Origin of the sequence: Micromonospora sp. NPDC051925 (assembly GCF_044548625.1) — a bacterium.
Lineage (GTDB): Bacteria > Actinomycetota > Actinomycetes > Mycobacteriales > Micromonosporaceae > Micromonospora.
Genome location: NZ_JBIUCH010000006.1, coordinates 270,768 through 292,134 on the forward strand (window position 1 = coordinate 270,768; position 21,367 = coordinate 292,134).

Genomic DNA, 21,367 nt, shown 5'->3' on the forward strand with positions numbered 1-21,367 from the left:
CGACCGTCCTGGCCCGAGCTCCCGCATCATCGGCCGCTGACCCTCGACGGTCGGCGGCTGGGCGGATCGGCCACCAGTGCCGTCCGATCGTCCTGATTGGAGAAATTAGCCTCGTCGATGTCGGCCACCCGTGCGATCCTTCCCCCGCGGGCGCTCGTCATGTTGCCCGCCATCATCACGGGGAGGACCGACATGCGTGCCCACGCGCGCGCTTCTCGGCGCTTGTTGTCAGCTGCCATGGCCCTCGCGATCGGCTGCGGGACGGTGGTCGGCGCGAACGTCACCCCGGCCGCCGCCGATGTCGGCGGGCCGACCGCACTGACCACCGCCGGCCAGGCGTGCGCCACGCAGGCCCCCGGGCCCTACCTCAGCCCGGACCGCCTCAACGACGCCCACGCCGTGGTGCTCCAGGGCTCCTGGACCGATGCGTCCCAGAGCGCCGACCCGCAGGCCGACTTCCAGGTATGGGACGTCACCAGGCCGGACGAGCCGCAGCAGTGGCGCGACGGGGTCGACCAGCGCAACAACCGGGTCTACATCCAGCTCGAGGACCCCGCCCGCCAGCTCGACGGTGTCACGTACGCGTGGCGGGTCCGCGTCCTCGACGGTGCGGCCACGTCGCCGTGGAGCGACACCTGCTACTTCACGCTCGACCGCACCGGCGGTCCGGCACCGGCCGTCGCCTCGACGAAGTACCCGTCCGGGAACTGGGAGAACGCCGGCGGTGAGGTCGGCGTCGCCGGGGACTTCGTCTTCACCTCGGCCTCCGACGACACCGTGAGCTACCGCTACCGGTTCTACTCCGGGGAGACCGGTGGCGACGACGACTACTCGACGGTGCCGGCGACGAGCCTCGGTGGCCCGGCGACCGTCGCCTGGACGCCGGAGGGCGCGAGCCACCACTCGGTGACCGTCTACGCCCTCGACCGCGCCGGGAACTGGTCCGACCGGACGGTCTACGAGTTCTGGGTACGGGAGACGCGGCCCTCCGTCTTCTCCAGCGCGTATCCGGACTGGAGCACCAACCTGGACTACGGCGTCGGCGTACCCGGAGCCTTCGAGTTCACCGCCAACGTCCCGGGCACGAGGTCGTTCGCCTGGCGCATCGACGGCGGTGGCCCGTCCGGCTCGGTCGCGGCCGACGCCGACGGCAAGGCCACCGCGATGATCGCCCCGACCCGGGTCGGCCGGCAGACCATGTACGTGCGCAGCATCACCAGCGACGGCACGACGCACCCGGAGCGGGCCTACACGTTCGTCGTCGACAACGCGCCCAGGGTCACCGGCGACGTCGACCGGAGCGTCGTCATCGGGTCGTCCCTCCGGTTCCACCTGGCCCCGCGCATGCCCGACGTCGAGTCCTACCTCTACTGGCGACGCGACCACAACGGGAACGAGCCCGACCAGAAGACCGCGCTGCCGGCCGGCGCGGACGGCACCGCGGACCTGACCTGGACCGCCACCAACGAGAACATGAACACGCAGGCGCTTCTGGTGCAGAGCCGCAGCGCCGACGGCACCCTGTCGGAGCCCCGGTTCATCTCCATCTCTGTCTGGGACGCCAGCCCGTACGTGACCCGCAGCGGCGGCGACGCGCTGGGGTCGACGGCCACCTTCACGGCACGCACCGAGATGGCGAACGTCGCGGAGTACGAGGTGCTCCTCAACCGCGACCCCGCCACCCGGCAGGTGCTGCCGGCCGCCGCCGACGGCACGGTGTCGTTCCGGTACACGCTCACCAAGCGCGGCTACACCTACGTCACAGTGGTCGCCCGGAACGCGGCCGGCGTGCGGACGGGCGAGGGCGGCACCTCCTGGTCGGTCACCGACTCCCCGGTGGTCGTCTCCACCGACTTCCCCTCGTCGGGCTCCGGCAGGATCGCGCCGGGCACCTTCACCTTCACGCCGCGGCAGCCCGGCGCAGTGAAGTACGCGTACCAGGTCGCTGGCGTCGAGGAGACCGTCGCGGCGGCGGCGGACGGCACAGCGACGATCACCTGGACGCCGCCGGACTCCGGCTACCACACGCTCTACGTGAAGAGCCGGACGGCGGACGGCGTCGAGTCGATGCAGACCTCCTACTCCTTCTATGTGGCACCCGATCCGCTCACCGTGACGTCGGTGTCGCCGGCGTCGGTCGCGGCCGGCGGTGTGCGCACGATCACCGTCACCGGCACCGGATTCCACCAGGAGGACCAGGTCACGGTCACCCCGACGGGCGGCGCGGCGCTGACCGCGACGGTGCGGAGCGTCTCCGCCGACCACCGGACCCTCACCGCCGAGGTGGACCTGACGTCCGCCGCCGTGGGCAGGGCGTCCGTCTCGGTGCGGCCCGACTCCTGGAGCGACGCGGTGTCGCTCGCCGACGCCTTCTCGATCACCGGTTCACCGGCCATCCGGGCGGTGACCGCACCGGCCATCATCGGCATGGTGGCCGTGGGGGTGAGGGTCCGCGCCTCGGCCGGACAGTGGAGTCCGGCCGCCACGGCGTACACCTACCAGTGGGCGGCCGACGGCACCGCGATCAGCGGGGCGACCGGCCCGACGTACCTGGTCCCGGCGTCCCGGGTGGGCAGGCGGCTGACCGTGACGGTCACCGCGACCAGTCCCGGCTACTCGTCGGCGCAGGCGACGTCGAAGGCCACCATGCCGGTCGGCAAGGGCGCGGCGCGCGGGCCACGGTGAGGCCGACCGTCAACGGGTACGGCCCGGGTCGGCCTGCTGCCAGCCTAGCGGCGACAGCTCGACATCGGCGTCACGACCGGTGAGCCCATGCGCGGCGACACCCCGCGCATGGGCCCCGGCGAAGGTGACGTCGGCGACGCTCTGCCCGTGACGGACGATGGTCAACGCGCCCACCCGCGTCGGTGCCCCCGGTCGGGCGGAGGCCGGCCCGCCTTCGCTCACGATCAGGGCTGGTCGGTGAGTGTCGACCGGACCTCGGCGGCGAAGAGGTCTGCCGGGTCGAACGGCATGCCGGTGAAGTGCCCGGCGACCTCCAGGCTGATCACGCCGTGCACCCGGGTCCAGAAGGTCAACGACCGGCGCATCGACTGATCATGATCGTACGAGAAGGCATCCTGCACGGGGGCGAAGATGCGGCGGGCCAGGTCGGTGGCCTCGGCCGGGGCGGCGTAGCCGGGTACCGGCGTCCCGTACAGCAGTAGGTAGCGGTGTGGGTCGCGCCGGGCCCAGTCGCGGATCGCCGTGGCGATCGCGGTCAGCCGGTCGCGTGGGCTCCCACCGGTGCCGGCCGCGGCCTCGACCACGTGTGCCAGGTCGCGGTAGGCGGCGAGGATCAGCTCGGTGAGCAGGTCGTCGCGGCTGGCGAAGTACCGGTACAGCGCCGGTGCGGTGATCCCCATCTGCTTGGCGATGGCCTTGAGCGACAGCCCTGCCGCGCCGGCCTCGGCGAGCTGCTTCCAGGCGTGTTCCCGCACCTCGGCCCGGACCTGCCGCCGGTAGCGCTCGCGCGGCCCGATCGGCGTTTCCGCCGAATGCTCTTCGGCCGTACGGGTCTCGTTCCCCATGCCACCCCTCCCCTGACGTTGACATCAGATTACTTCAGTTATATGGTGTAACGAAAGCGATCCAGTATTACTTGACTGAGGAGTCACCGTGCAGCACCTCGTCGCCACCACCCTCACCTCCTTCCTGATCGGCGGCTCCGTGCTCGTCGGCAGTGCCGTACCCGCCGTGCCCGGCGGCACGTTCTTCGCCCACCCGCAGCCCGACAGGCACGGCGGCACCGGTCAGGCGCAACAGCTGACCCGCGCCTGGGTTCAGCTCTGGAACGGCGACTACACGCTGGCCGAGCGCATCATCTCCCCGGACGTCCGGGTCCGGGCCGCGCTGCTCGACGGCGGTGACGGCAGCGCCGTGAAGGGTCCGGGCGGCATGGTCGACCTGGTCGGCCAGATCCGGTCGGCCTTCCCCGACCTGCGCTTCGACGTCGAGGTCGGCCCGATCGTCGACGGTGACCACGTGGTCGTGCGGTGGGTCGCCAACGGCACGTACGGCGGAGGCTTCCCCGGTGCGACCGCCGCGCCCGGCACCGCTGTCCGCTTCACCGGCACCGACACGCTGCGCGTCAAGCGTGGCCTGATCACCGACTACTGGCTCAACGCCGACACCCTGCTGCTCGTCACGCAGCTCAAGGTCACGACGGCTGCGGATCGGTAGGTGGGCGAAGTCCTCGCTCCTGGCGGTGAGTGCGGTGCGCGCACAGGCGGAGCGCACTCCTCCTATGCTCGTGCTCTGAGAACGGAACGCCCTTCGTGTCGAAGTACCGCAGATGGGACGAGAGCAGATGACCACGCTCACCGGTCGGCTGGCCGATCTCGCCAGCGGTGCACTGCTGGGCACCGCCCAGATCACCGGCGTCAGTCGCCTGTCGGCCGGGTTCGTGCGGGTGAAACTCACCGCCGAGGCGTTCCAGAAGGCGGCCTGGGCGCCGGGCGTCAAGCTGCAGCTTCGCCCACAGCGGGGCAGGATGGCGCTGCGCACCTACACACCCGTCGACTGGGACGCTACGCGGGGTGCCGTGGACCTGATCGGGTTCACCCATGCCGGCGGCCCGGGGGCGGAGTGGTTCCGCCGGGCGGCAGTCGGCGATGCCTGCCAGGTCTTCGGGCCACGCCGCTCGATCGCCCTGCGCGATCTCGCGGGCGCCGTGCTCTTCGTCGGTGACGAGTCCAGCGTGGCGCTCGCCTGCGCCCTGCAGAGCGTGACCAGCAACGCGTCGTACGTCTTCGAAGCGCGTGATCCGGCCGGACTGAGTCAGCTCCTGGCCGGCCTGGGAATCGCCGAGAGGGTAGCGGTCGTCACCAAGGCCGCGGATCGCACCGACCTGCTCCGGCAGGCGCGCGAAGTCGCCGCCGTCGGACCATGCGCCCTTGTCGTGACCGGCGACGCGGCGACAGTTCATGCCGTACGACGCGACAGCCGGAACTGGGCACCCGCGCCCGTGCAGGTGAAAGGCAAGGCTTACTGGGCCGAGGGTCGCGCCGGCCTCGACTGAGCAAGGCGAATCCCACAAGACGTCAGCCAGCGGTCCCGCCTTCACCGCTGCCGGCTGTCGTCAGTTCACAGTCGACCTCGGCTGCGGCACCCGTGGGGCGCTACGCGAGGCCCCGTCGCGGGCTCACGTCGCGGTGGACGCTTCGAACGCCCGTATGCAGCGTTCGATCCACTCGGTCAGCAGCCCGCGTTCCTGGGCGGTGAGCGGGGTGAGGTCGTCGACGACCGCACCGATCCGGACCAGGGCCGCCAGCGTGTCCTGCCGCGGGTCACCGCCGGCGGGGCGGAGGTCGCTGATCGCCGCGAGTACGGCGTCGAAGACGACATCGGCCAGGCCACGGTCGCGAACGTCGGAGGGTTGGGCGAGGAGCGCGAGGACCGTCCCGCTGCCGGTCGCGTGGATCATGTCGACCGCCCGCCGTTCGCTGACGACGAGGAGCCCCGCGGAGGCCATCCGGCCGACGTGTCGACGGAGGACCCGGATGCCGTCGATGGTCGCCGGGGAGGGGTCCGTGTTCGGGTGGACGCTCAGCATCACGTACAGCTCGGGGTTCGACAGCCCGAAGTCGATGTGCCGCTGCCAGGCCGCGCGGAGCGCGCCGACGGGGTCCAGGTCGTCGTCGAGGTCGGTGGCCTTCGCGGAGGTGTAGTTCCGCATGACCGTCTCGGCGACCGCTTCGACCAGGCCGTCCTTGTCACCGAAGAGGCGATAGATCGTGGGCGCCTGGACGTGTGCCCGCTCCGCGACGCCCCGGGTCGTGACGGCACGTGCGCCGCCCTCGCGGAGCAGCTGCGCAGCGGCTTCGACGATCTTGGCGCGGACCGCGTCGCGCTCGGAGCTGGTGTCGACCTTCCTCATGTAAGCAACGATAACAGGTGGGTTGATTCAGCGTTAGCATCACTGATACGGTCACGTTGTTTTCAACGGTAACAACGTGACGGGCCGGGCGGTGGTGCCGCCCGCCGGGAAGGACGGCACCACATGTCAGGCCGGATCAGGATCGTCGCTCTCGAAGAGCACGTCGCACTCCCCGCCAACCTGGAGGGATGGGTCAGGGGCGGCATCCCGACGAACCCGCACATGGGCTACGGAGACGACCCGTTCGCCCGCCGGCTGCGCAGCCTCGGCGAGGAACGCATCGCCGACATGGACAACCAGGGCGTCGACGTCGCCGTGCTGTCCCTCAACTCACCCGGCGTGCAGAACCTCAGGCCCGCGGACTCCGTCGCGGTCGCGCGCGAGGCCAACGAGCAACTGGCCGCCGCGGTGGCAGAGCACCCGGACCGCTTCCAGGCGTGGGCGGCCATCCCCACCCCGGACCCCGTCGCGGCCGTCCACGAGTTGGAGTACGCGGTCACCAAGCTGGGTCTGCGGGGCGCGATGCTGTACGGACGCACCGGCGAGGACCTGGCCGACCACCCGGCCTTCGACGACCTCTACGCGACGGCGGAGCGCCTACGCGTGCCGCTGCACTTCCACCCGCAGACGCCCACCCAACCCGTCGTCGCCGCCTACTACTCCGGCCTCGGGGCGACCGGCATGGGGCTGGCGACAGCCGGACTCGGCTGGTACTACGACCTGGGCGTGCAGTACCTGCGCATGATCTTCTCAGGGGTGTTCGACCGCCACCCCGACCTGCAGATCGTGGCCGGTCACTGGGGTGAGCTCGTGCTCTTCTACCTCGACCACACCGGAATCCTCGCCCACAACGCCAAGCTCCAACGGCCCCTGCTCGACTACTTCAGGCACAACTTCTGGATCGCCGGCAGCGGCACCGTCAGCGAGCGGTACCTGCGCTGGACGGCGGAGATCGTCGGCACCGAACGCATGGTCTACTCCACCGACTACCCCTACACCTTCGGCACCCGGCCCGGCGGGTTCCCGTTCCTCGACACCAGCAACGGGGTCGCGCGCTCCTTCCTGGTGGACGCGCCGTTCACCCACCAGGAGAAAGTCGCCATCGGCTCCGGCAACTGGGAGCGCCTGACCAGGCACCTCGACGCAGACGGGTCCGAGGGGATCGCGTAACCAGTCGGTAAGAACCCGCGCCATCCGCACGATCTGCACCGCGAAGCGTCTACCGAGTGGAGCCGCTACCAGGTGGTCAGGAGCAGGTGATTGATCAGCAGCGCGACGATGGCCTGCACGGCCAGCCAGGTGCGGCGGTCGTGGGCCTCGATCAGGGCGGCACCGGCCATGAGCCAGCCGGTGAAGGGCAACCAGATCCGTTCGACCTCGGCCTTGCTGTAGCCGGACAGAACGGCGGAACCTGGCGAGCCCGGTTCACCTCGCTGCGGAACCGACCACGGAACTCGTCGTCGTCCGCCAGTTCCGGGCGGACGACCTTCACCGCCACCTGTCGTCCCTGCGGTGAGCGGGCCAGGAAGACACTTCCCATGCCACCCTCGCCGAGCCGGTTGAGCAGGTCGTACCCGCCGAGCTGGGCAGGGTCACCGGGACGCAGGCCGTCGCTCACGTCGGCTGCCCGCAGACCACGACCAGCCCGCGAACCGTTCCGCCAATCACGCGTACCCCTCAGTTAGTGCCGAGACCATCCGCAGCCTATCGCCCGCCCACCCGGCGTCGTCGATGCCGTCCGCAGGTGGTACGGGCCTCGGCCCACACCTTCTGATCAGTCGGCTGGTCAGGGGGTGAGGCTGATGCCCTGAATGTGTGCTTTCCCGAAAGTTTCCGAAAGTTGTTGACGTTTTCGAAACGCCGCTGCAATACTCCGATCCACGTCGAAATCAATAAACGTCGATTGATGTCGAGCGTCGTCAGGCGTCACCGCCCCAAGGAGGACCTGCGCATGTACGCCAGTATCGATGTTCCCCGCCGCCCGTCCGCCTCCCGAGCAACGCGGCTCACCGTCCGGTTGGCCGTGCTCGCCACCACCGTGGCGCTGGGTGCCACCGGTCTCGCGGTCGCCGCCACCCCGTCCAGCGCCGCCGCCTGCAACGGCTACGTCGGCCTCACCTTCGACGACGGGCCGACCGGCAACACCGGCGCGCTGCTGTCCGTGCTGCGCGCCAACAACGTACGGGCCACCATGTTCAACGTCGGGCAGAACGTGCAGGGCAACCAGTCCGCGGCGCGGGCCCAGGTCGACGCCGGCATGTGGGTCGCCAACCACAGTTGGAACCACGCGCACATGACCTCGATGAGCCAGAGTCAGATGCAGTCGGACCTCTCCCAGACCAACACGGCGATCCAGTCGGCGACCGGAGTCCGGCCGCAGTTGTTCCGCCCGCCCTACGGGGAGACCAACTCGACCCTCCAGTCGGTCGCCTCGTCGCTCGGCCTGCGCCAGGTGATCTGGGACGTCGATTCCCAGGACTGGAACGGCGCCAGCGTCAGCCAGATCGTCTCCAACGCCAGCCGTCTCCAGGCCGGCCAGGTGATCCTGATGCACGACGGCATCCAGAACACCCGCGACGCGATCCCGCAGATCATGGCCAACCTGAACAGCCGCAGCCTCTGTCCGGGCATGATCTCACCGAGCACCGGCCGGGCGGTCGCCCCGGACGGCACCCCGCCGACCGGCACCCCGACCACGCCACCCACCGGCACCCCGACCACTCCGCCGGCCGGCGGGGGTTGCACCGCGACGGCGACCTACCCCAACGTGTGGGGCGACCGGTACAACACGTCCGTGACGGTCCAGGGGGCCAGCAACTGGACCGTGGTCGTGGCGGTGACCGCGCCACAGCAGATCTCCACCACCTGGAACGGCACTCCCAGTTGGGACGGCACCGGCTACGTGATGACGATGCGGTCCAACGGCAGCGGCAACACCTTCGGCTTCACCACGATGATGAACGGCAACAGCAGCGCCAGACCACAGATCCGTTCCTGCACCACGGGCTGACCACGGTGGCCCGCCGAGGCCACCGGGAACGGCTCAGCCGAAGCGCCAGCCAGGCCCATCACCGACCAGGCCCTCCCCGAGTGGCTCCGTCGCACTCGGGGAGGGCTCTTCGCGGCCTGGCCCCACCTCGCCGGGCGTGACCTTCAGCGTGGCCAGCGCCCGGTGGAAGAGCCACCGGGCCGCAGCCGCCGCTGGACCGGAAGCGCCGGCAGCTCGGTGCTCCGTGGCACGGCGTCGCGGTGCTGCTGCGCGACGATGCTGGCAGTGATCTCGTGGGGCGGCACCGGACGGCCGAAGTGCCAACCCTGCCCGTTGTCGCAACCGGTCGCGGTCAGCCGGTGGGCCTGCTCTGCGGTTTCAATGCCCTCGGCGGTCACGACGAGGCCGAGCTTGTGCCCGAGCGACACGACGGTGCTGAGGAAGTCGTCGTCCGTGCCGGGGTGGTAGGCCCCCGGTCGCGTGGCCGGGTGCGCCGACGGACGGGTCAGGCTGGCGTCGAGTTTGAGGCCGTGCAGCGGGAGGGAACGGAGATTGGCCAGGTTCGCATAGCCGACGCCGAAGTCGTCGATGACGATCCGGACGCCGAGTTTCATCAGCGCCGCCAGGGTCTCCGTCACCACGCCGGTCAGATCGATCACGGCCTGCTCGGTGACTTCCAGCTGAAGCAGGTGCGGCGGCAGACCCGTCCGGTCGAGGACCTGCGCCACCGCCCCGGCCAGGCCGTTCTGGCGGAGCTGGCGCACCGACACGTTCACACTCACGTACAGGCCGGGTTGGACCCGCTGCCAACGGCTGGCCTGCCGGCACGCCTGCTCCAGCAGTTGGCCGCCGAGCGCCACCACGAGGCCGGTGCGTTCGGCGAGCTCGATGAACCGGGCGGCGCTCAGCAGGCCAAGCTGAGGATGCCGCCAGCGGGCCAGGGCTTCCACCCCAGCCAGCCGCCCGGACCGGAGCGCGGCGATGGGCTGGTAGGCGGCGGTGAACTCGCCCCGCCGCAGCGCCGCCGGCATGGCCGCCGACAGCCGGTAGCGCGTGGCGTCGGCGTTGCTGCGGTCCTGATCGAACTGGCGCAGGGTGGCCTTCCCGTCCGCCTTGGCCCAGTGCAGCGCGATCTCGCTGGCGCGCATCAGGGTCGCGGCGCCACCGTCGGCGACGGTGCCCTCGGCCACTCCCGCGCTCGCCGTCAAGGGCACCTCGGTGCCGTTGACGCGGAACGGGGCGGCGAGCGCGGCGAGCGCCTGATCGGCGATCTTGATGGTGTCCTCGGCGCAGGTGGTGTCGCGGACCAGGATCGCGAACCGGTCGCTGTCCAGCCGCGCCACCAGGTCGATCCGCCGGTCGGTGAGCGCGCCGAGCCGGTCGGCGATCTCGCGGAGCAGCAGGTCACCCACCTGGTGCCCGAGCACGTCGTTGACCGCCGCGAAGTCGTCGACGTCGAGGCAGCAGACGCCGACCCGGTCGAGCGGCACATCGGCGGCGGACAACCGTCCCAACTTCTCGGTGAGCATTGTCAGGTTGGGCAACCCGGTCAACTGGTCGTGGGTGGCGAAGTGGCGGAACCTGGCCTCGCTGACCCGTAACGCCTCCTCGGCCTGGGTGCGGGCGGCCAGCGCGGCCAGCCGGACCGTGTCCTGGGCTCTCAGGCTGCGGTCGTGCGCCGCCGACGCGAAGCCCGACGCGAGTTCAGCCAGTAGGCCGTTCAGCCGAGCGGTACGGGTGGGGTCGGCGGGGATGCCCGGCTCGCCGAGGAACCGCGAGCCGATGACCGCGATCGTCCCACCGAGCGCCTCCGGCGACCCGAAGCCGGCCGCCACCAGATCGGCGCCGATCCGCTGGCCGGTGCCGGGCTCGGCCGGTTCGGCGAGGACCGCGGTGACCAGGCGGTCCGCCAGTCCGGCCACGATGCGATGCCGCTGCTCGCCGCTGATCGGCACGTAGTGGGCCCGGTGCAGGGCCGCAGCCCACGCCGTGACGAACTCTTCGACGTCCGGACAGCTCCGGTCGTCGACCCCGTCGGCGTCGGGCCGATCGCTCACCTGCGGCGTCCGACTCCGACGTAGAAGCTCATCCGCTCCGGGTGCTCCCCGACATCGGCCGGTGACTCGGGACGCCACAGCGGTGACCACACCACGCCGGGTTCCACCAGGTCGAGGCCGGCGAAGAAGTCCTCCACCTGGGCGCGGGTACGGGCGGTGACCGGCGTGTTCGTCCGGCCACTGAGCCGGGTGCCCTCGCCCATCTCGTCCGGCCGACTGTCGGTGGTGACGTGGCTGATCGCCACGCAGCTGCCCGGGGACAGCGCCGTCCACAGTCGCTTGATCAGCCCGTACGGGTCGTCGTGGTCGGGGACCGCGTGCACGACCGAGACGAGCAGGAGGCCGACCGGTTGGTCGAGGTCCAGCAGTCGGCGGGTCTCCGGGTGGTCCAGGATGGCCTCCGGATGGCGCAGGTCTTCGAGCAGTGCGACCGCGTTCGGCTGGCCGGCGAGGATGTGCGTGCTGTGCGTCACCGCCACCGGATCGATGTCCACATAGACCACACGGGTGTCCGGATCCACCTGCCGGGCGATCTCGTGCACGTTGCCCACCGTCGGAATGCCGGACCCGATGTCCAGGAACTGCCGAATCCCCTCGGCGAGCATGAACCGCACCGCGCGATGCAGGAACTCGCGGTTCGCCCGCGCGACCAGGCGAAGATCCGGCACGGCCGCCATTGCCTGGCGGGCGAACTCCCGGTCGACCTCGAAGTTGTGCGAGCCGCCGAGCCAGTAGTCGTAGGCTCGCGCCACGCTCGGCCGGCTGAGATCAACATCTGCTGGCGCCCACTCCGGCCGTTCCATTGCCGCCCTTCCCCACCACCACAGTGACGTGACCGCCGCCACTATAATCGGAAGTTTCCCACCGCTGCAGCGCACCGAGATCACGACGCCGGCCCGCAGGTCGACGGCGGACGCCGGCTCCGTCCACCATCCGTCCACACCGTGCAGACACCGGGACTCGAGCAGGTTGTCGTCCGAGGAGCCGGACGTCAGGGGCGGCACGCCGAACCATGATCAAGACCCATCCGGACGGGGCAGCCGCCCACCGGACGGGGCCGGACGTGAGGGTGCGCGTCGGGGCACCCGACCAACCGCAAGGGACGCAAGGCGAGGGGTCTGACTGCGTCTTGGCAGCGGGCCGGAACGAGCTGGGGCCCGCGCAGGTGTCCTGCCGGTGGGACACCCGGCGCGACGGTGCCGTTGCGGCTCAGCGACTGAAGTGGTGACCCTCGTCCAGGTCGTCGATGAGTCCGACACCCGCCAACGCCGGCCGGCGTCCAACCGCTGCAGCGACTCCACGATCTACCACGACCCGTGTCTGTTCAGGGGCGGCCGGTCCGCGAAGCGGTGAGGTGGGTGTTCACGGTGGGCACGACCGTGCCGGCCAGGTCGCGGACGGCTGTTCGTAGCCGGTCGACGCCGCCGCGGTTGGTGATCTGCCGGACGAGTTCGCCGTCGAACGAGCCCAGCAGCATATGGGCCAGGAACTCGGCGTCGGCGTCCGGGCGGATCTCGTGGATGAGGCCGGCGACGTGTTCGTGCCAGCGGCGGTAGGTGGGGTCCTGGTGCTTGTCGGCCGCGCAGGCCTGCTCGTGCGCGGCGATGAGCGTGATGTTCTTCGCGGCGAGCGTTGCCAACTCGTCGAGGAACTCGATCAGCCGGTCGCCGGGCGGGGCGCCCGGGCCCAGCGGTGGCGGGCCGTTGTCGATCGCGTCACGGATGCGGGACGCGCGCTCGGCGAGCAACTCCTGGAACAGGCCGGTGCGGCTGCCGAATCGCCGGAACACGGTGCCCTTGCCCACGCCGGCCCGGGCGGCGACGACGTCGAGCGAGACGTGTTCCGGCCCGTGCTGGGTCAGTAGTTCCTCGGTCGCCCGCAGGATCGCGTGACGGTTGCGTGCGGCGTCCGCCCGCTCGGCGACCATGACACCCCTCCTAGAAAACGGACTGGTAGTCCGTATATTATCGCAGACGTTAACCGGACCGCTGGTCCGTTTCATCGCGCGGAGGTGTCCTGTGCAAGCACTGATCGCCGCCCCCGAAACCGTCGAGGGCTTCCGGCATGCCGACGTTCCCGAACCGGTGCCGCAACCCGGGCAGGTGCTGGTCGACGTGGGGCAGGTCTCGCTCAACTACGGCGAGGTCCGTCATATGGGCGCCTTTCCGGCCGGTGTGGTGCTTGGCTACGACGCGGCCGGCTACGTCACTCGAGCGGCCGAGGACGGCACCGGGCCGGCCGTCGGCGAGCGGGTGGCCGCCTTCGGTCCGGGCGCCTGGGCCGAGCGGGCCGTCTTCGGCACCGACAGCGTCGCCGTCGTTCCCGAGGGCCTCGACCTCGGCGAGGCCGCCGCGCTGCCGCTGGTCGGCATCACGTCACTGCGGACACTGCGCGCAGCCGGCCCGGTGCTGGGCCGCAGGGTGCTGATCACCGGCGCGTCGGGCGGTGTCGGTCGCCTCGCGGTGCAACTGGCCCGGCTGGGCGGTGCGCACGTCATCGCGTCGGTCGGTGCTGTGCAGCGCGGTGCGGGGCTGACCGAACTCGGGGCGGATGAGGTGGTGGTCGGCCTCGACGACATCGACGGGCCGGTCGACGTGATCCTGGAGAATGTCGGTGGAGCACACCTGGTCAGGGCATGGAGTCTGCTCAAACCCGGCGGCGTGCTGCAGAGCATCGGCTGGGCATCGGGTGAACCTGCGGTGTTTCCGCCCAACTCGATCTTCGCGCACGGGGCGGCGAAGACGCTGCAGTCCTTCGGTGACGCGGCCAGCCCCGGCGCCGATCTGGCCACGCTCGTGGACCTCGCCGCTCGCGGTGTCATCTCGGTGGAGGTCGGCTGGCGCGACTCGTGGAAACGCGTAGGAGACGCGATCCAGGCGCTGCTCGGCAGGCAGGTAGCCGGAAAGGCGGTCATGGACATCGACTGATGATGTCGGGTCCGGACATACAGCCCCCTACCCACCCGCTCGTTCGCCGCGGGTCGAGGACCGGCGGCGGCTCACCCTTCGCGGGTTCCGACGACGCCGAATGAGGTGAGGAAACACGCGACCTCGCCGGTTGTCGTCCGGCCGACCCATGTGCCGAAGACGCCGTCGCCGCCGGTGGTCATCACTGCGACGTTCGCCTTCGTCTCGGTATCCAGTTCGAACATCGTCCACGACTTCCCGTGGAGTTGTATCTGGATGGTCTCGCCGACCGTGTCGTCCTCGGTGGTGGCGAGGTCGAAGCCAGCGGTCACATCTGCGAAGCAGCCGGTACCGCTGTCGACCGGGTAGCCGTTGAGCACGTCCTCGACGTTGGTGGGCTTGAGGCCCGGCCACTGCGCGGGTTCCCAGGTAGCCACTGCCTCGTCGCGGACGACGAGTTGAAGTGCGGCGGGTACCTGCCACGATGGGCCACGAGCAGCGTTGTCGGCCATGACAGCAACGATTCGGTAGCGACCGGGGTCGACGCCCACAGTGAACGGCCTTGTCCGGTAGGTGGCTGCCGTCAGCGGATCGCCGGCCCACACGCTCCCGGTGGGCATGACCAACACACCGACGTCGTGGCGGCTGATCGTATGTGGGTCGTCGCCATACGTGATGGCCGCTCCTTCCTGGAGCAGCGCCTCGAAGCCGGTCGGGTCTGCAGCCACCGAACCTCCGCGCGGATGAGCACCTGGGTCGGCGGACCAGGAACGCCGCCGCGATGGTTGAGCACAGCCTCGCAACGGCGCTCAAGCCCAGATCAACCGGACTCGGGACTGGTTGACGGCTGCGGGTCGCAATGCCGGTCCAGGAGGTTCGTCCGCGCCCTCCACCTGATCAATGTGGTCCTTCTTCTCCGGGTACGCCTTGAGTGCCTTGTGGTCAGCGTCCGCCGCGGATCAGGTCGAGGGGGGCGGTGCGGATGCCGAAGTGCTGCCGCAGGGCGCGGCCGGCGGCGTGCAGCCCGGACATGCCGTGCACGGCCGGGCCGGGTGGGGTGGAGGCCGAGCAGAGGTACACGCCGGGCAGCGGGGTCCGGTACGGATCCCAGCGGGCCGCCGGCCGCATCACCAGCTGCCACGGGGTGACCGCCCCGCCGGAGATGTCCCCGCCGACGTAGTTCGGGTTGTGCGTGCTGGCCTGCGCCGCCGGCACCACGTGGGTGGCCAGGATCAGGTCGCGGAAGCCGGGCGCGAAGCGTTCCACCTGGGCGACGATCTGGTCGCTGACGTCGCGCGGGGAGCCGTTCGGCACGTGCGCGTACGTCCAGAGCACCTGCTTGCCGGCGGGTGCGCGGGTCGGGTCGACCACGCCGGGCTGCACCGCGAGCACGTACGGGCGTTCCGGGTGCCGGCCGCGTACCACCGAGGTTTCGGCGATCCGGGCCTCGGTGGCCGAGCCGACCAGGTGCAGGGTGCCGGCGCGGGCGCACTCCGGATCCGCCCACGGCACCGGCCCGGAGAGCGCGAAGTCGACCTTGCAGGCGGCCCCGCCGTACCGGAAGGAACGCAGACTGCGCACGTAGCCGGCGGGGAGCCGGTCGCCGGCGATGCGCAGCAGGCCGGCGGGGGAGACGTCGAGCAGGACCGCGCGGGCCGGCGGCAGTTGGGCCAGGTCGTCGATCCGGTCGCCGGTGACCACCCGGCCGCCGAGTTGCCGTAGCCGGGTCACCATCGCGTCGGTGATCACCCGGCTGCCACCGGAGGGGACCGGCCAGCCGACCGCGTGTCCGAGGGTGGCCAGCAGCAGGCCGGCCCCGGCCGGGGCGAGCCGGCGCGGTGGGGCGATCGCGTGCGCCGCCACCCCGGCCAGCAGCGCGGCGGCCTCCTCGGTACGGAACCGGGCCGCCGCGGCCGGGGTGCCCTGCTCCAGGGTGCGGAGCCCGAGCAGCAGTGCGGCGAGCGGGTCGCGGGGCACCCCGCGCAGGTCGGACATGGCCGTGTCGACCACTCCCGACCAGCGTCGGACCAGCGGCCCGAGCAGGGACCGCCAGGCCGCCCCGTCGGCACCCAGCCCCTCGGCGGTACGGTCCAGGTCCCGCCAGGCCAGCGCCGCCCGCCCCCCGTCCAGCGGATGGGCGTACGGGATCTCCGGCTGCAACAGCCGTACGCCGTGCGCGGCCAGGTCGAAGGCGCGGAAGAAGGGCGAGCCGAGCGCCATCGGGTGCACCGCCGAGCAGACGTCGTGCCGGAACCCGGGCAGGGTCAGCTCCTCGGTCCGGGTGCCACCGCCGGTGGTCCCGGCGGCCTCGTGAACCTGGACGCTCAGCCCTGCCGAGGCGAGCACCAGCGCGGCGGCCAGCCCGTTCGGGCCGGAGCCGACCACCACCGCGTCCAACCCGCCGGCTGCCGCCCCGGCTTCCGTCTGCGACCCCATGACTCGCCCTTCCGCCTCAGACCAACGCCTGTTCCGCAGCCAGGCTGGCGTAGAGCGCATCGGTGCGGACCAGCTCCGAATGCGAACCAACGGAACGGGCCGTGCCATTCTCCAGCAGAACGATCTTTTCGGCAGCGAGGACCGTGGAGAGCCGGTGCGCGACCACGACCACGGTGGTCCGGCGGGAGACCTCCTGGATCACCTCGCGCAGGGCGGCTTCGTTGGCGGCGTCCAGTTGCGAGGTCACCTCGTCGAGCAGCAGCAGCCGGGGACGGCGCAGCAGCGCGCGGGCCACCGCGATCCGCTGCCGCTCGCCGCCGGACAGGGAGAGCCCCCGGTGCCGGATCGGGGCGTCCAGGTCACCGCCGAGCCGGTCCAGCAGGGTGCTGAGTCGGGTGGTCCGCAGCACCGCCCGGATCTCCTCGTCGGTGGCGCCGGGGGTGGCGTACGCGACGTTCTCCCGCAGCGTCCCGGCGAGCACCGCGACGTCCTGCTCGACGTACCCGATGGCGGCGCGCAGCTCGGCCAGCGGCCAGTCGGCCAGCGGCCGGCCGTCGAAGAGGATCCGGCCCTGCTGCGGCTCGGTGAAGCGCTCGATCAGGGCGAGCACCGTGGTCTTGCCGGAGCCGGAGGGCCCGACCAGGGCGGTCAGCCCGCCCGCCGGCACGGTCAGGGTGAGGTCGCGCAGGGCCGGTTCGTCCCGGTCCGGGTACCGGAAGCAGACCCCTTCGAACACCACCTCCGCCGGCCCACGGGCCGACCCCGCCCCGACCGGCGTGGTCGTCGGCCCGCCGACGTCGACCGGCCCCGCCGGCGCACCGGCTCCGGCCGTCGCCGGGGTGCCGGCCCTGACCGGTGGCGCGGGGGGCAGGTCGATCGGCTCGGTGGGCAGCGCGTCGATCTCGGCGATCCGGGTCAGCGCCGCCCGCCCGATCTGCAGGTAGGTGCCGGCGCCGACGAGCTGCATCACCGGGTGGCTCAGGTAGGCCACGTAGAGCAGGAAGGCCACCAGCGCCGAGACCGGCATCGCGCCGCTGGCCACCCGCGCGCCGCCGACCCCGAGCACCACCAGGAACGCGACCTGGATGGCCAGGCCGGCGCTGGTGCCGGCGACCGAGCCCCAGCGGGCCAGGCTCACCCCCTGGCGGTACGCGGTCAGCGCCGCCGCGTCGATCCGGGCCGCCTCGGTGGCCTCGGTGCCGGAAGCCTTCATGGTGGTGAACGCGCCCAGCGCCCGCTCCAGGGCGGCGCCCATGTCGCCCACCGACTCCTGGGAACGCAGCGCGGCGGCGCGGATGCGGGGCATCAACAACCCCATGATGATCACCAGCAGTACCACCACGACCGCGGTCACCCCGAGCAGGGCCAGGTCGACCACCGCCATCAGCAGTACCGCGCCGAGCAGCATGACAACGCCGGTGAACAGGTCGATCAGGGACTGGCTGGCGACCTGCCGCAGCAGCATGGTGTCCCCGGCGACCCGGGCTAGCAGGTCACCGGGGGCCTGCCGCTGCAACGCCGGCACGGTGAGCCGCAGCAGGTGCCGGACCAGGCCGCGCCGCCCGTCCAGGGCGACCGCCTCGGCGGTCCGCAGGATCAGGTAGTTGCCGACCCCGAGCAGTACGGCGGCGACGATCACCAGCCCGGTGAGCACGACCAGCGCCCGACCCACCCCCTGACCGGCGGTGAGGCCGTCGATCAATGCCTTGGCGGCCAGCGGCTGGGCCAGCCCGAGCAGGCTGGAGACGAGCAGCAGTACGGCGGCGGCCACGAACGGACCCCGGTGTGGTCGGACGTACCCGGCGATCATGCGCAGCCAGTGCCGCTCACCGGCGGCCGGGGCACTCACCGGTCACCCGGGGCGCGGTAGACGTTGACGTACATCGGTTCCACGCCGGTGAACTCGGTGCCGGCCCAGTCGCTGTGCCGGGCCAGCCGGACCAGTCCGGCCTGCTCGGCGTACCCGTCGACCTCGTCGGGGGTGGTGAGCCGGCTCAGTTCCGAGGCGATCCGGGACCGACCCTCGGAGATCCAGATGTGCGCCAGGTGCCAGATCCCGTTCGCCACGTCGATGGTGGAGTACGACAGCAGCCCGGTGTCCCGGCCCGGGTAGGGCACGAAGAAGGAGTCCCGGGCCCGGCCCTGGTTGAGCACGGCCAGCGCGAACTCCGGGTTGTGGGTCTCCACCACGAGGATCCCGCCGGGGGCCAGCCGGGTGGCGGCGGCCTTCACGACCCGTTGCTGCTCCTGCGGGTCCAGCAACATCGACAGGGTGCCGCAGACGCAGTAGACCAGCCCGTACCGGCGGTCGTCGGACCAGTCGCGGATGTCGCCGTGCACCGGCGTGACCGGGCGGGGCTGGTCGGCCAGGGCGGCCCGCAGCGCGTCGAGCATCTCCGGCGACGAGTCCACCCCGACGATCTCGCCGACCCGGTCGGCCAGCGGCAGGGCGATCCGGCCGGTGCCGACGCCGAGCTCCAGGGTGGGTGCTCCGCCGCCCGGGTGCAGGCCGGCGAGGTAGGCGACGGTCGGCTCCACCGCCGCCCCGCCGGGGAAGAGCCGGTCGTAGAAGTCGACGAACTGCCGTCCGTAGCCGCTGTCGGCGATCTCAGTCATCTCGGGTGCCCTCCGGCAACGGTTCGAACGGGGAGACCAGCAGGTAGTCCGGCTTGTGGGACTCGTCGTAGCCGGCGCTGCGGGCGATCACGAACTGGAACCCCCGGGGTACGTCCGCCCCGGCGTACTGCCGGCGTACGGCGTGCTCGACGAAGTCCCGCAGCACCTCGTACGGCGGGGTGGCGGTGACCTCGACGCCGGGGGTGCCCAGGTGCACGATCAGGTCGGCGCAGATGTCGAAGATCGCCTTGTCCTGCCGGCGTTCCGGGAACCAGACCACCTGCCGCCAGTGCCGGCGCGGGATGTGGGTGGTCTCCACCCACCGGGTCTGCCCGCCGTCGGCGGTGAGCACCCGGTGCAGGACGTGGAAGTCGTGCTGCGCCGGTTCGGGGGCGAAGAAGCGCCAGTTGCCGATGAACAACCCGGGTACGTCGTAGCGGCGGAACCGGTCGAAGACCTGCTGCGGGTGCTGGCTGAGCACGGTCACCCCGAACCAGCCGACCAGGCCGGCGGTGATCGCCGTGGTCAGTGGGCGCAGGTCGGAGCCGACCCGGCGGCTCATCGCCGCACCTGCGGGCCCGACTCGGTGACGTCGTCGACGAACGCGGTGAGGATCTTGACGACCTCCGCGGACCGGTCGGCGTCGGTGAGGATCTCGTCGTGGTCGGCGTCGGCGATCAGGTGCCGCTCGGCCCGGGGTGCCGCGGCGGCGAACTCGTCGTGCAGGTCGGCCTGGACGGAGTCGGTACGTGCGGTCCGCCCGGCCGTCACCACCACCAGCGGTACGTCGATCCGGGGCAGCCCGGTGGCCTCGTCGGAGAAGCGTTCCTGCACCACCCGCCACTCCCGCCGGGCGGCGGCCCAGAGTTCCGGGTCGCGGTACTGGGCCAGGGCGAGCGGGCGGACGGACTCGGGCAGCCGGTCGATCCAGGGGGCCCGGGGCAGCAGCGAACCGAACCCGGCCCGCAGTGAACCGGGCATGATGGCCAGGGTGCTGGTCAGCGCCCGGCCACCCTCGGCCTGCCGCAGGGAACGGCGCAGTTCGGCGGGGTGGCTGGAGTCGACCAGGGCCACTCCGCGTACCTGCCCGCCGAGCTGTTCGGCGGCGAGCAGGGCCAGGTAGCCGCCGAGTGAGTGGCCGACCAGGATCACCGGGCGCTCGCCGGCCACGTGCCGGGTCAGCTCGACCAGGTCGTCCACCATGGTCTCGAACCGGTACTCCCCGGTGCCCCGGTAGCGGCTGGCACCGTAGCCGGCCCGCTGGTAGGTGACCGTGGTGAAGCGGTCACCGAGCGGAGCGGCGATCCGCTCCCAGTGCTCGGCGGTGGCGGCCATCCCGCTCTCCAGCAACACCAGCGGCCCGTCGCCGGCGGCCCCGCCGGACCGCGCCCCGGCACCGGCGGTCCGGTCGGGCAGCGGGTCGCCGGCGTACCGGTAGGACAGGACGTTGCCGGCGGCGGTGGTGAAGGTGCGCTCGTCGCCGCGCCCCCGCTCGATCAGCCGACGCCGCCGGATCCGGGCGACCTGGCCGGCGGCGAAGAGCACCAGCCCGGCGGCCGTCGCCATGGCGGGCAGGGTGTCGTCGCGCCGGACGCCGGCCGCGTCGCCGGTGCGTTCCCGGGGCCGGGTGGTGTAGGCGACCGCCGGATAGGTGGAGGTGAACGCCCAGAAGAACCGGCCGAGCCCCATCACCCGCGCGTTGACCAGGTGAAACGCCCCGGCGGTGGCGAGCAGGTACGGCGCGGGGCGACCCTTCGCGGCGTAGGCCAGCGGGAAGGCGCACTCCATCGCCAGCACCCCGTGGGCGGCGAGTTTGGTCAGCCGGGGGTAGCGGCGCATCAGCTGCCAGACCTGCGGGTCGCCGTAGGTGAGGGTCCGGGTGATGCCGGGCAGGGCGCGTCCGGTGCGCCAGGTCTCGCTGGGCAACTTGGCCCAGCCGGAGACCGTGTACGACAGCACCGACTGCAGGGCGACGAACCAGAGGCAGGCGTCGACCACGGCGGGCCGGCGCTGGCCGGCGCGGGCGGCGGTGGTGAGCGCCTGGACCAGGAAGGAGACCTGGTCGGCGCCGTCGCTGCCGTACAGGTGCTGGGCGTGCAGCGCGGCCTGGCTGCCGGTGAGCACCGCGTTCGCGGCGACCCGCTGCCGGCGGCCCAGCGGCAGCCAGAGCGCGGCCGCCGCGACGGCCCGGCTGACGTGCAGCGCGGTGGCCACCCGGTCGTTGGCGGCCAGGTCCAGCGCCCGGGTCAGGCGGGGGGCGTGCTCGTGGAAGGTACGCCGGTTCACCGCCCAGTTGTTCGCCCCGCCCCGCTGCCGGTCCCGGCCCCGGGTGAGGTACTCCAGGCTGGCGAAGAGGTGGGTCACCGAGCTGATCCGCTCGGTCCAGTTCAGCACGGCGGAGCGGTCGAACGTGGCGGGCGGCCGGAGTCGACGGTGCCAGGGTGCTCTCTTCATGGTTCAGCGCTTCCTGAGGGTGCGGGAGGAC

At 71.7% G+C, this 21,367-nt stretch carries 20 protein-coding genes; 6 read left to right on the forward strand and 14 right to left on the reverse strand.

All coding sequences use genetic code 11. The features are described 5' to 3' along the window. Positions 1–26: 26 nt before the first annotated feature. On the reverse strand, positions 27–239 hold the full coding sequence (locus ACIG87_RS10610) for a hypothetical protein (RefSeq protein WP_396850059.1): 213 nt from the start codon (positions 237–239) through the stop codon (positions 27–29). Between ACIG87_RS10610 and ACIG87_RS10615 the strand changes: the two genes are divergently transcribed. Next, a complete protein-coding gene (locus ACIG87_RS10615; RefSeq protein WP_396850061.1) occupies positions 238–2,685 on the forward strand; it encodes an IPT/TIG domain-containing protein in 2,448 nt (815 codons plus the stop codon). The two genes, ACIG87_RS10610 and ACIG87_RS10615, sit on opposite strands and share 2 nt — an antisense overlap. Before the next feature lie 9 nt (positions 2,686–2,694). Here the strand turns inward: ACIG87_RS10615 and ACIG87_RS10620 are convergent, their stop codons facing one another. Then, complete coding sequence (locus ACIG87_RS10620; RefSeq protein WP_396850063.1) at positions 2,695–2,850, reverse strand: hypothetical protein; 156 nt, start codon at positions 2,848–2,850, stop codon at positions 2,695–2,697. 59 nt (positions 2,851–2,909) lie between these two features. Further along, positions 2,910–3,530 (reverse strand): TetR/AcrR family transcriptional regulator, encoded by a 621-nt coding sequence (locus tag ACIG87_RS10625; RefSeq protein ID WP_396850064.1) that lies wholly within the window; start codon positions 3,528–3,530, stop codon positions 2,910–2,912. Positions 3,531–3,618: 88 nt separating this feature from the next. Between ACIG87_RS10625 and ACIG87_RS10630 the strand changes: the two genes are divergently transcribed. Beyond that, entirely contained in the window at positions 3,619–4,182 is a 564-nt protein-coding gene (locus ACIG87_RS10630) for an ester cyclase (RefSeq protein WP_396850065.1), read from the forward strand. A 127-nt stretch (positions 4,183–4,309) separates the two neighbouring features. Further along, positions 4,310–5,020, forward strand: a complete 711-nt coding sequence (locus ACIG87_RS10635; RefSeq protein WP_396850067.1) for a siderophore-interacting protein — start codon at positions 4,310–4,312, stop codon at positions 5,018–5,020. A 123-nt stretch (positions 5,021–5,143) separates the two neighbouring features. Here the strand turns inward: ACIG87_RS10635 and ACIG87_RS10640 are convergent, their stop codons facing one another. Beyond that, entirely contained in the window at positions 5,144–5,878 is a 735-nt protein-coding gene (locus ACIG87_RS10640; RefSeq protein ID WP_396850068.1) for a TetR/AcrR family transcriptional regulator, read from the reverse strand. Positions 5,879–6,001: 123 nt separating this feature from the next. On the opposite strand from ACIG87_RS10640, the gene ACIG87_RS10645 reads away from it, so the two are divergent. After that, a complete protein-coding gene (locus ACIG87_RS10645; protein ID WP_396850069.1) occupies positions 6,002–7,048 on the forward strand; it encodes an amidohydrolase family protein in 1,047 nt (348 codons plus the stop codon). Positions 7,049–7,113: 65 nt separating this feature from the next. Here ACIG87_RS10645 and ACIG87_RS10650 read toward each other — a convergent pair whose 3' ends face one another. Continuing rightward, a complete protein-coding gene (locus tag ACIG87_RS10650) occupies positions 7,114–7,239 on the reverse strand; it encodes a hypothetical protein (RefSeq protein WP_396850071.1) in 126 nt (41 codons plus the stop codon). Positions 7,240–7,829: 590 nt separating this feature from the next. Here ACIG87_RS10650 and ACIG87_RS10655 point away from each other — a divergent pair. Continuing rightward, positions 7,830–8,888, forward strand: coding sequence for a polysaccharide deacetylase family protein (locus ACIG87_RS10655; RefSeq protein ID WP_396850073.1), 1,059 nt, complete (start codon positions 7,830–7,832; stop codon positions 8,886–8,888). Between the two features lie 143 nt (positions 8,889–9,031). Here the strand turns inward: ACIG87_RS10655 and ACIG87_RS10660 are convergent, their stop codons facing one another. The 3 genes from ACIG87_RS10660 to ACIG87_RS10670 all read right to left on the reverse strand — a co-directional run bounded on the left by ACIG87_RS10660 (position 9,032) and on the right by ACIG87_RS10670 (position 12,851). Continuing rightward, positions 9,032–10,924 (reverse strand): putative bifunctional diguanylate cyclase/phosphodiesterase, encoded by a 1,893-nt coding sequence (locus tag ACIG87_RS10660; protein ID WP_396850075.1) that lies wholly within the window; start codon positions 10,922–10,924, stop codon positions 9,032–9,034. Then, a complete protein-coding gene (locus ACIG87_RS10665; RefSeq protein WP_396850145.1) occupies positions 10,921–11,727 on the reverse strand; it encodes an SAM-dependent methyltransferase in 807 nt (268 codons plus the stop codon). The genes ACIG87_RS10660 and ACIG87_RS10665 overlap by 4 nt, the downstream gene beginning before the upstream one ends. A gap of 521 nt (positions 11,728–12,248) precedes the next feature. Next, positions 12,249–12,851, reverse strand: a complete 603-nt coding sequence (locus ACIG87_RS10670) for a TetR/AcrR family transcriptional regulator (protein ID WP_396850077.1) — start codon at positions 12,849–12,851, stop codon at positions 12,249–12,251. Between ACIG87_RS10670 and ACIG87_RS10675 the strand changes: the two genes are divergently transcribed. After that, entirely contained in the window at positions 12,850–13,851 is a 1,002-nt protein-coding gene (locus tag ACIG87_RS10675) for a zinc-binding dehydrogenase (RefSeq protein WP_396850079.1), read from the forward strand. The two genes, ACIG87_RS10670 and ACIG87_RS10675, sit on opposite strands and share 2 nt — an antisense overlap. A 71-nt stretch (positions 13,852–13,922) precedes the next feature. Here ACIG87_RS10675 and ACIG87_RS10680 read toward each other — a convergent pair whose 3' ends face one another. From ACIG87_RS10680 to ACIG87_RS10705, 6 genes are all read right to left on the reverse strand, one after another. Beyond that, positions 13,923–14,558: a DUF4241 domain-containing protein gene (locus tag ACIG87_RS10680; RefSeq protein WP_396850081.1), complete on the reverse strand. Its 636-nt coding sequence runs from the start codon at positions 14,556–14,558 to the stop codon at positions 13,923–13,925. 214 nt (positions 14,559–14,772) lie between these two features. Beyond that, positions 14,773–16,266 carry a phytoene desaturase family protein gene (locus ACIG87_RS10685; RefSeq protein ID WP_396850082.1) on the reverse strand — a complete coding sequence of 498 codons (1,494 nt, stop codon included), beginning with the start codon at positions 16,264–16,266 and terminating at the stop codon, positions 14,773–14,775. A gap of 16 nt (positions 16,267–16,282) precedes the next feature. Beyond that, on the reverse strand, positions 16,283–18,115 hold the full coding sequence (locus tag ACIG87_RS10690; RefSeq protein WP_396850084.1) for an ABC transporter ATP-binding protein: 1,833 nt from the start codon (positions 18,113–18,115) through the stop codon (positions 16,283–16,285). Continuing rightward, positions 18,112–18,882 carry a class I SAM-dependent methyltransferase gene (locus tag ACIG87_RS10695; RefSeq protein ID WP_396850086.1) on the reverse strand — a complete coding sequence of 257 codons (771 nt, stop codon included), beginning with the start codon at positions 18,880–18,882 and terminating at the stop codon, positions 18,112–18,114. Before ACIG87_RS10695 ends, ACIG87_RS10690 begins: the two co-directional genes overlap by 4 nt. Then, positions 18,875–19,444, reverse strand: coding sequence for a DUF5819 family protein (locus tag ACIG87_RS10700; RefSeq protein ID WP_396850088.1), 570 nt, complete (start codon positions 19,442–19,444; stop codon positions 18,875–18,877). The genes ACIG87_RS10695 and ACIG87_RS10700 overlap by 8 nt, the downstream gene beginning before the upstream one ends. After that, entirely contained in the window at positions 19,441–21,336 is a 1,896-nt protein-coding gene (locus tag ACIG87_RS10705) for an alpha/beta fold hydrolase (RefSeq protein WP_396850090.1), read from the reverse strand. The genes ACIG87_RS10700 and ACIG87_RS10705 overlap by 4 nt, the downstream gene beginning before the upstream one ends. Positions 21,337–21,367 lie beyond the last annotated feature (31 nt).

Excerpts from the sequence above, each read along its gene's own strand:
- ACIG87_RS10700 (WP_396850088.1), bottom strand. The coding sequence starts at position 19,444 with ATGAGCCGCCGGGTCGGCTCCGACCTGCGCCCACTGACCACGGCGATC.
- ACIG87_RS10625 (WP_396850064.1), bottom strand. The coding sequence starts at position 3,530 with ATGGGGAACGAGACCCGTACGGCCGAAGAGCATTCGGCGGAAACGCCG.
- ACIG87_RS10615 (WP_396850061.1), top strand. The coding sequence starts at position 238 with ATGGCCCTCGCGATCGGCTGCGGGACGGTGGTCGGCGCGAACGTCACC.
- ACIG87_RS10640 (WP_396850068.1), bottom strand. The coding sequence starts at position 5,878 with ATGAGGAAGGTCGACACCAGCTCCGAGCGCGACGCGGTCCGCGCCAAG.
- ACIG87_RS10705 (WP_396850090.1), bottom strand. The coding sequence starts at position 21,336 with ATGAAGAGAGCACCCTGGCACCGTCGACTCCGGCCGCCCGCCACGTTC.
- ACIG87_RS10675 (WP_396850079.1), top strand. The coding sequence starts at position 12,850 with ATGACACCCCTCCTAGAAAACGGACTGGTAGTCCGTATATTATCGCAG.
- ACIG87_RS10645 (WP_396850069.1), top strand. The coding sequence starts at position 6,002 with ATGTCAGGCCGGATCAGGATCGTCGCTCTCGAAGAGCACGTCGCACTC.
- ACIG87_RS10655 (WP_396850073.1), top strand. The coding sequence starts at position 7,830 with ATGTACGCCAGTATCGATGTTCCCCGCCGCCCGTCCGCCTCCCGAGCA.
- ACIG87_RS10695 (WP_396850086.1), bottom strand. The coding sequence starts at position 18,882 with ATGACTGAGATCGCCGACAGCGGCTACGGACGGCAGTTCGTCGACTTC.
- ACIG87_RS10610 (WP_396850059.1), bottom strand. The coding sequence starts at position 239 with ATGGCAGCTGACAACAAGCGCCGAGAAGCGCGCGCGTGGGCACGCATG.
- ACIG87_RS10665 (WP_396850145.1), bottom strand. The coding sequence starts at position 11,727 with ATGGAACGGCCGGAGTGGGCGCCAGCAGATGTTGATCTCAGCCGGCCG.
- ACIG87_RS10670 (WP_396850077.1), bottom strand. The coding sequence starts at position 12,851 with ATGGTCGCCGAGCGGGCGGACGCCGCACGCAACCGTCACGCGATCCTG.
- ACIG87_RS10635 (WP_396850067.1), top strand. The coding sequence starts at position 4,310 with ATGACCACGCTCACCGGTCGGCTGGCCGATCTCGCCAGCGGTGCACTG.
- ACIG87_RS10685 (WP_396850082.1), bottom strand. The coding sequence starts at position 16,266 with ATGGGGTCGCAGACGGAAGCCGGGGCGGCAGCCGGCGGGTTGGACGCG.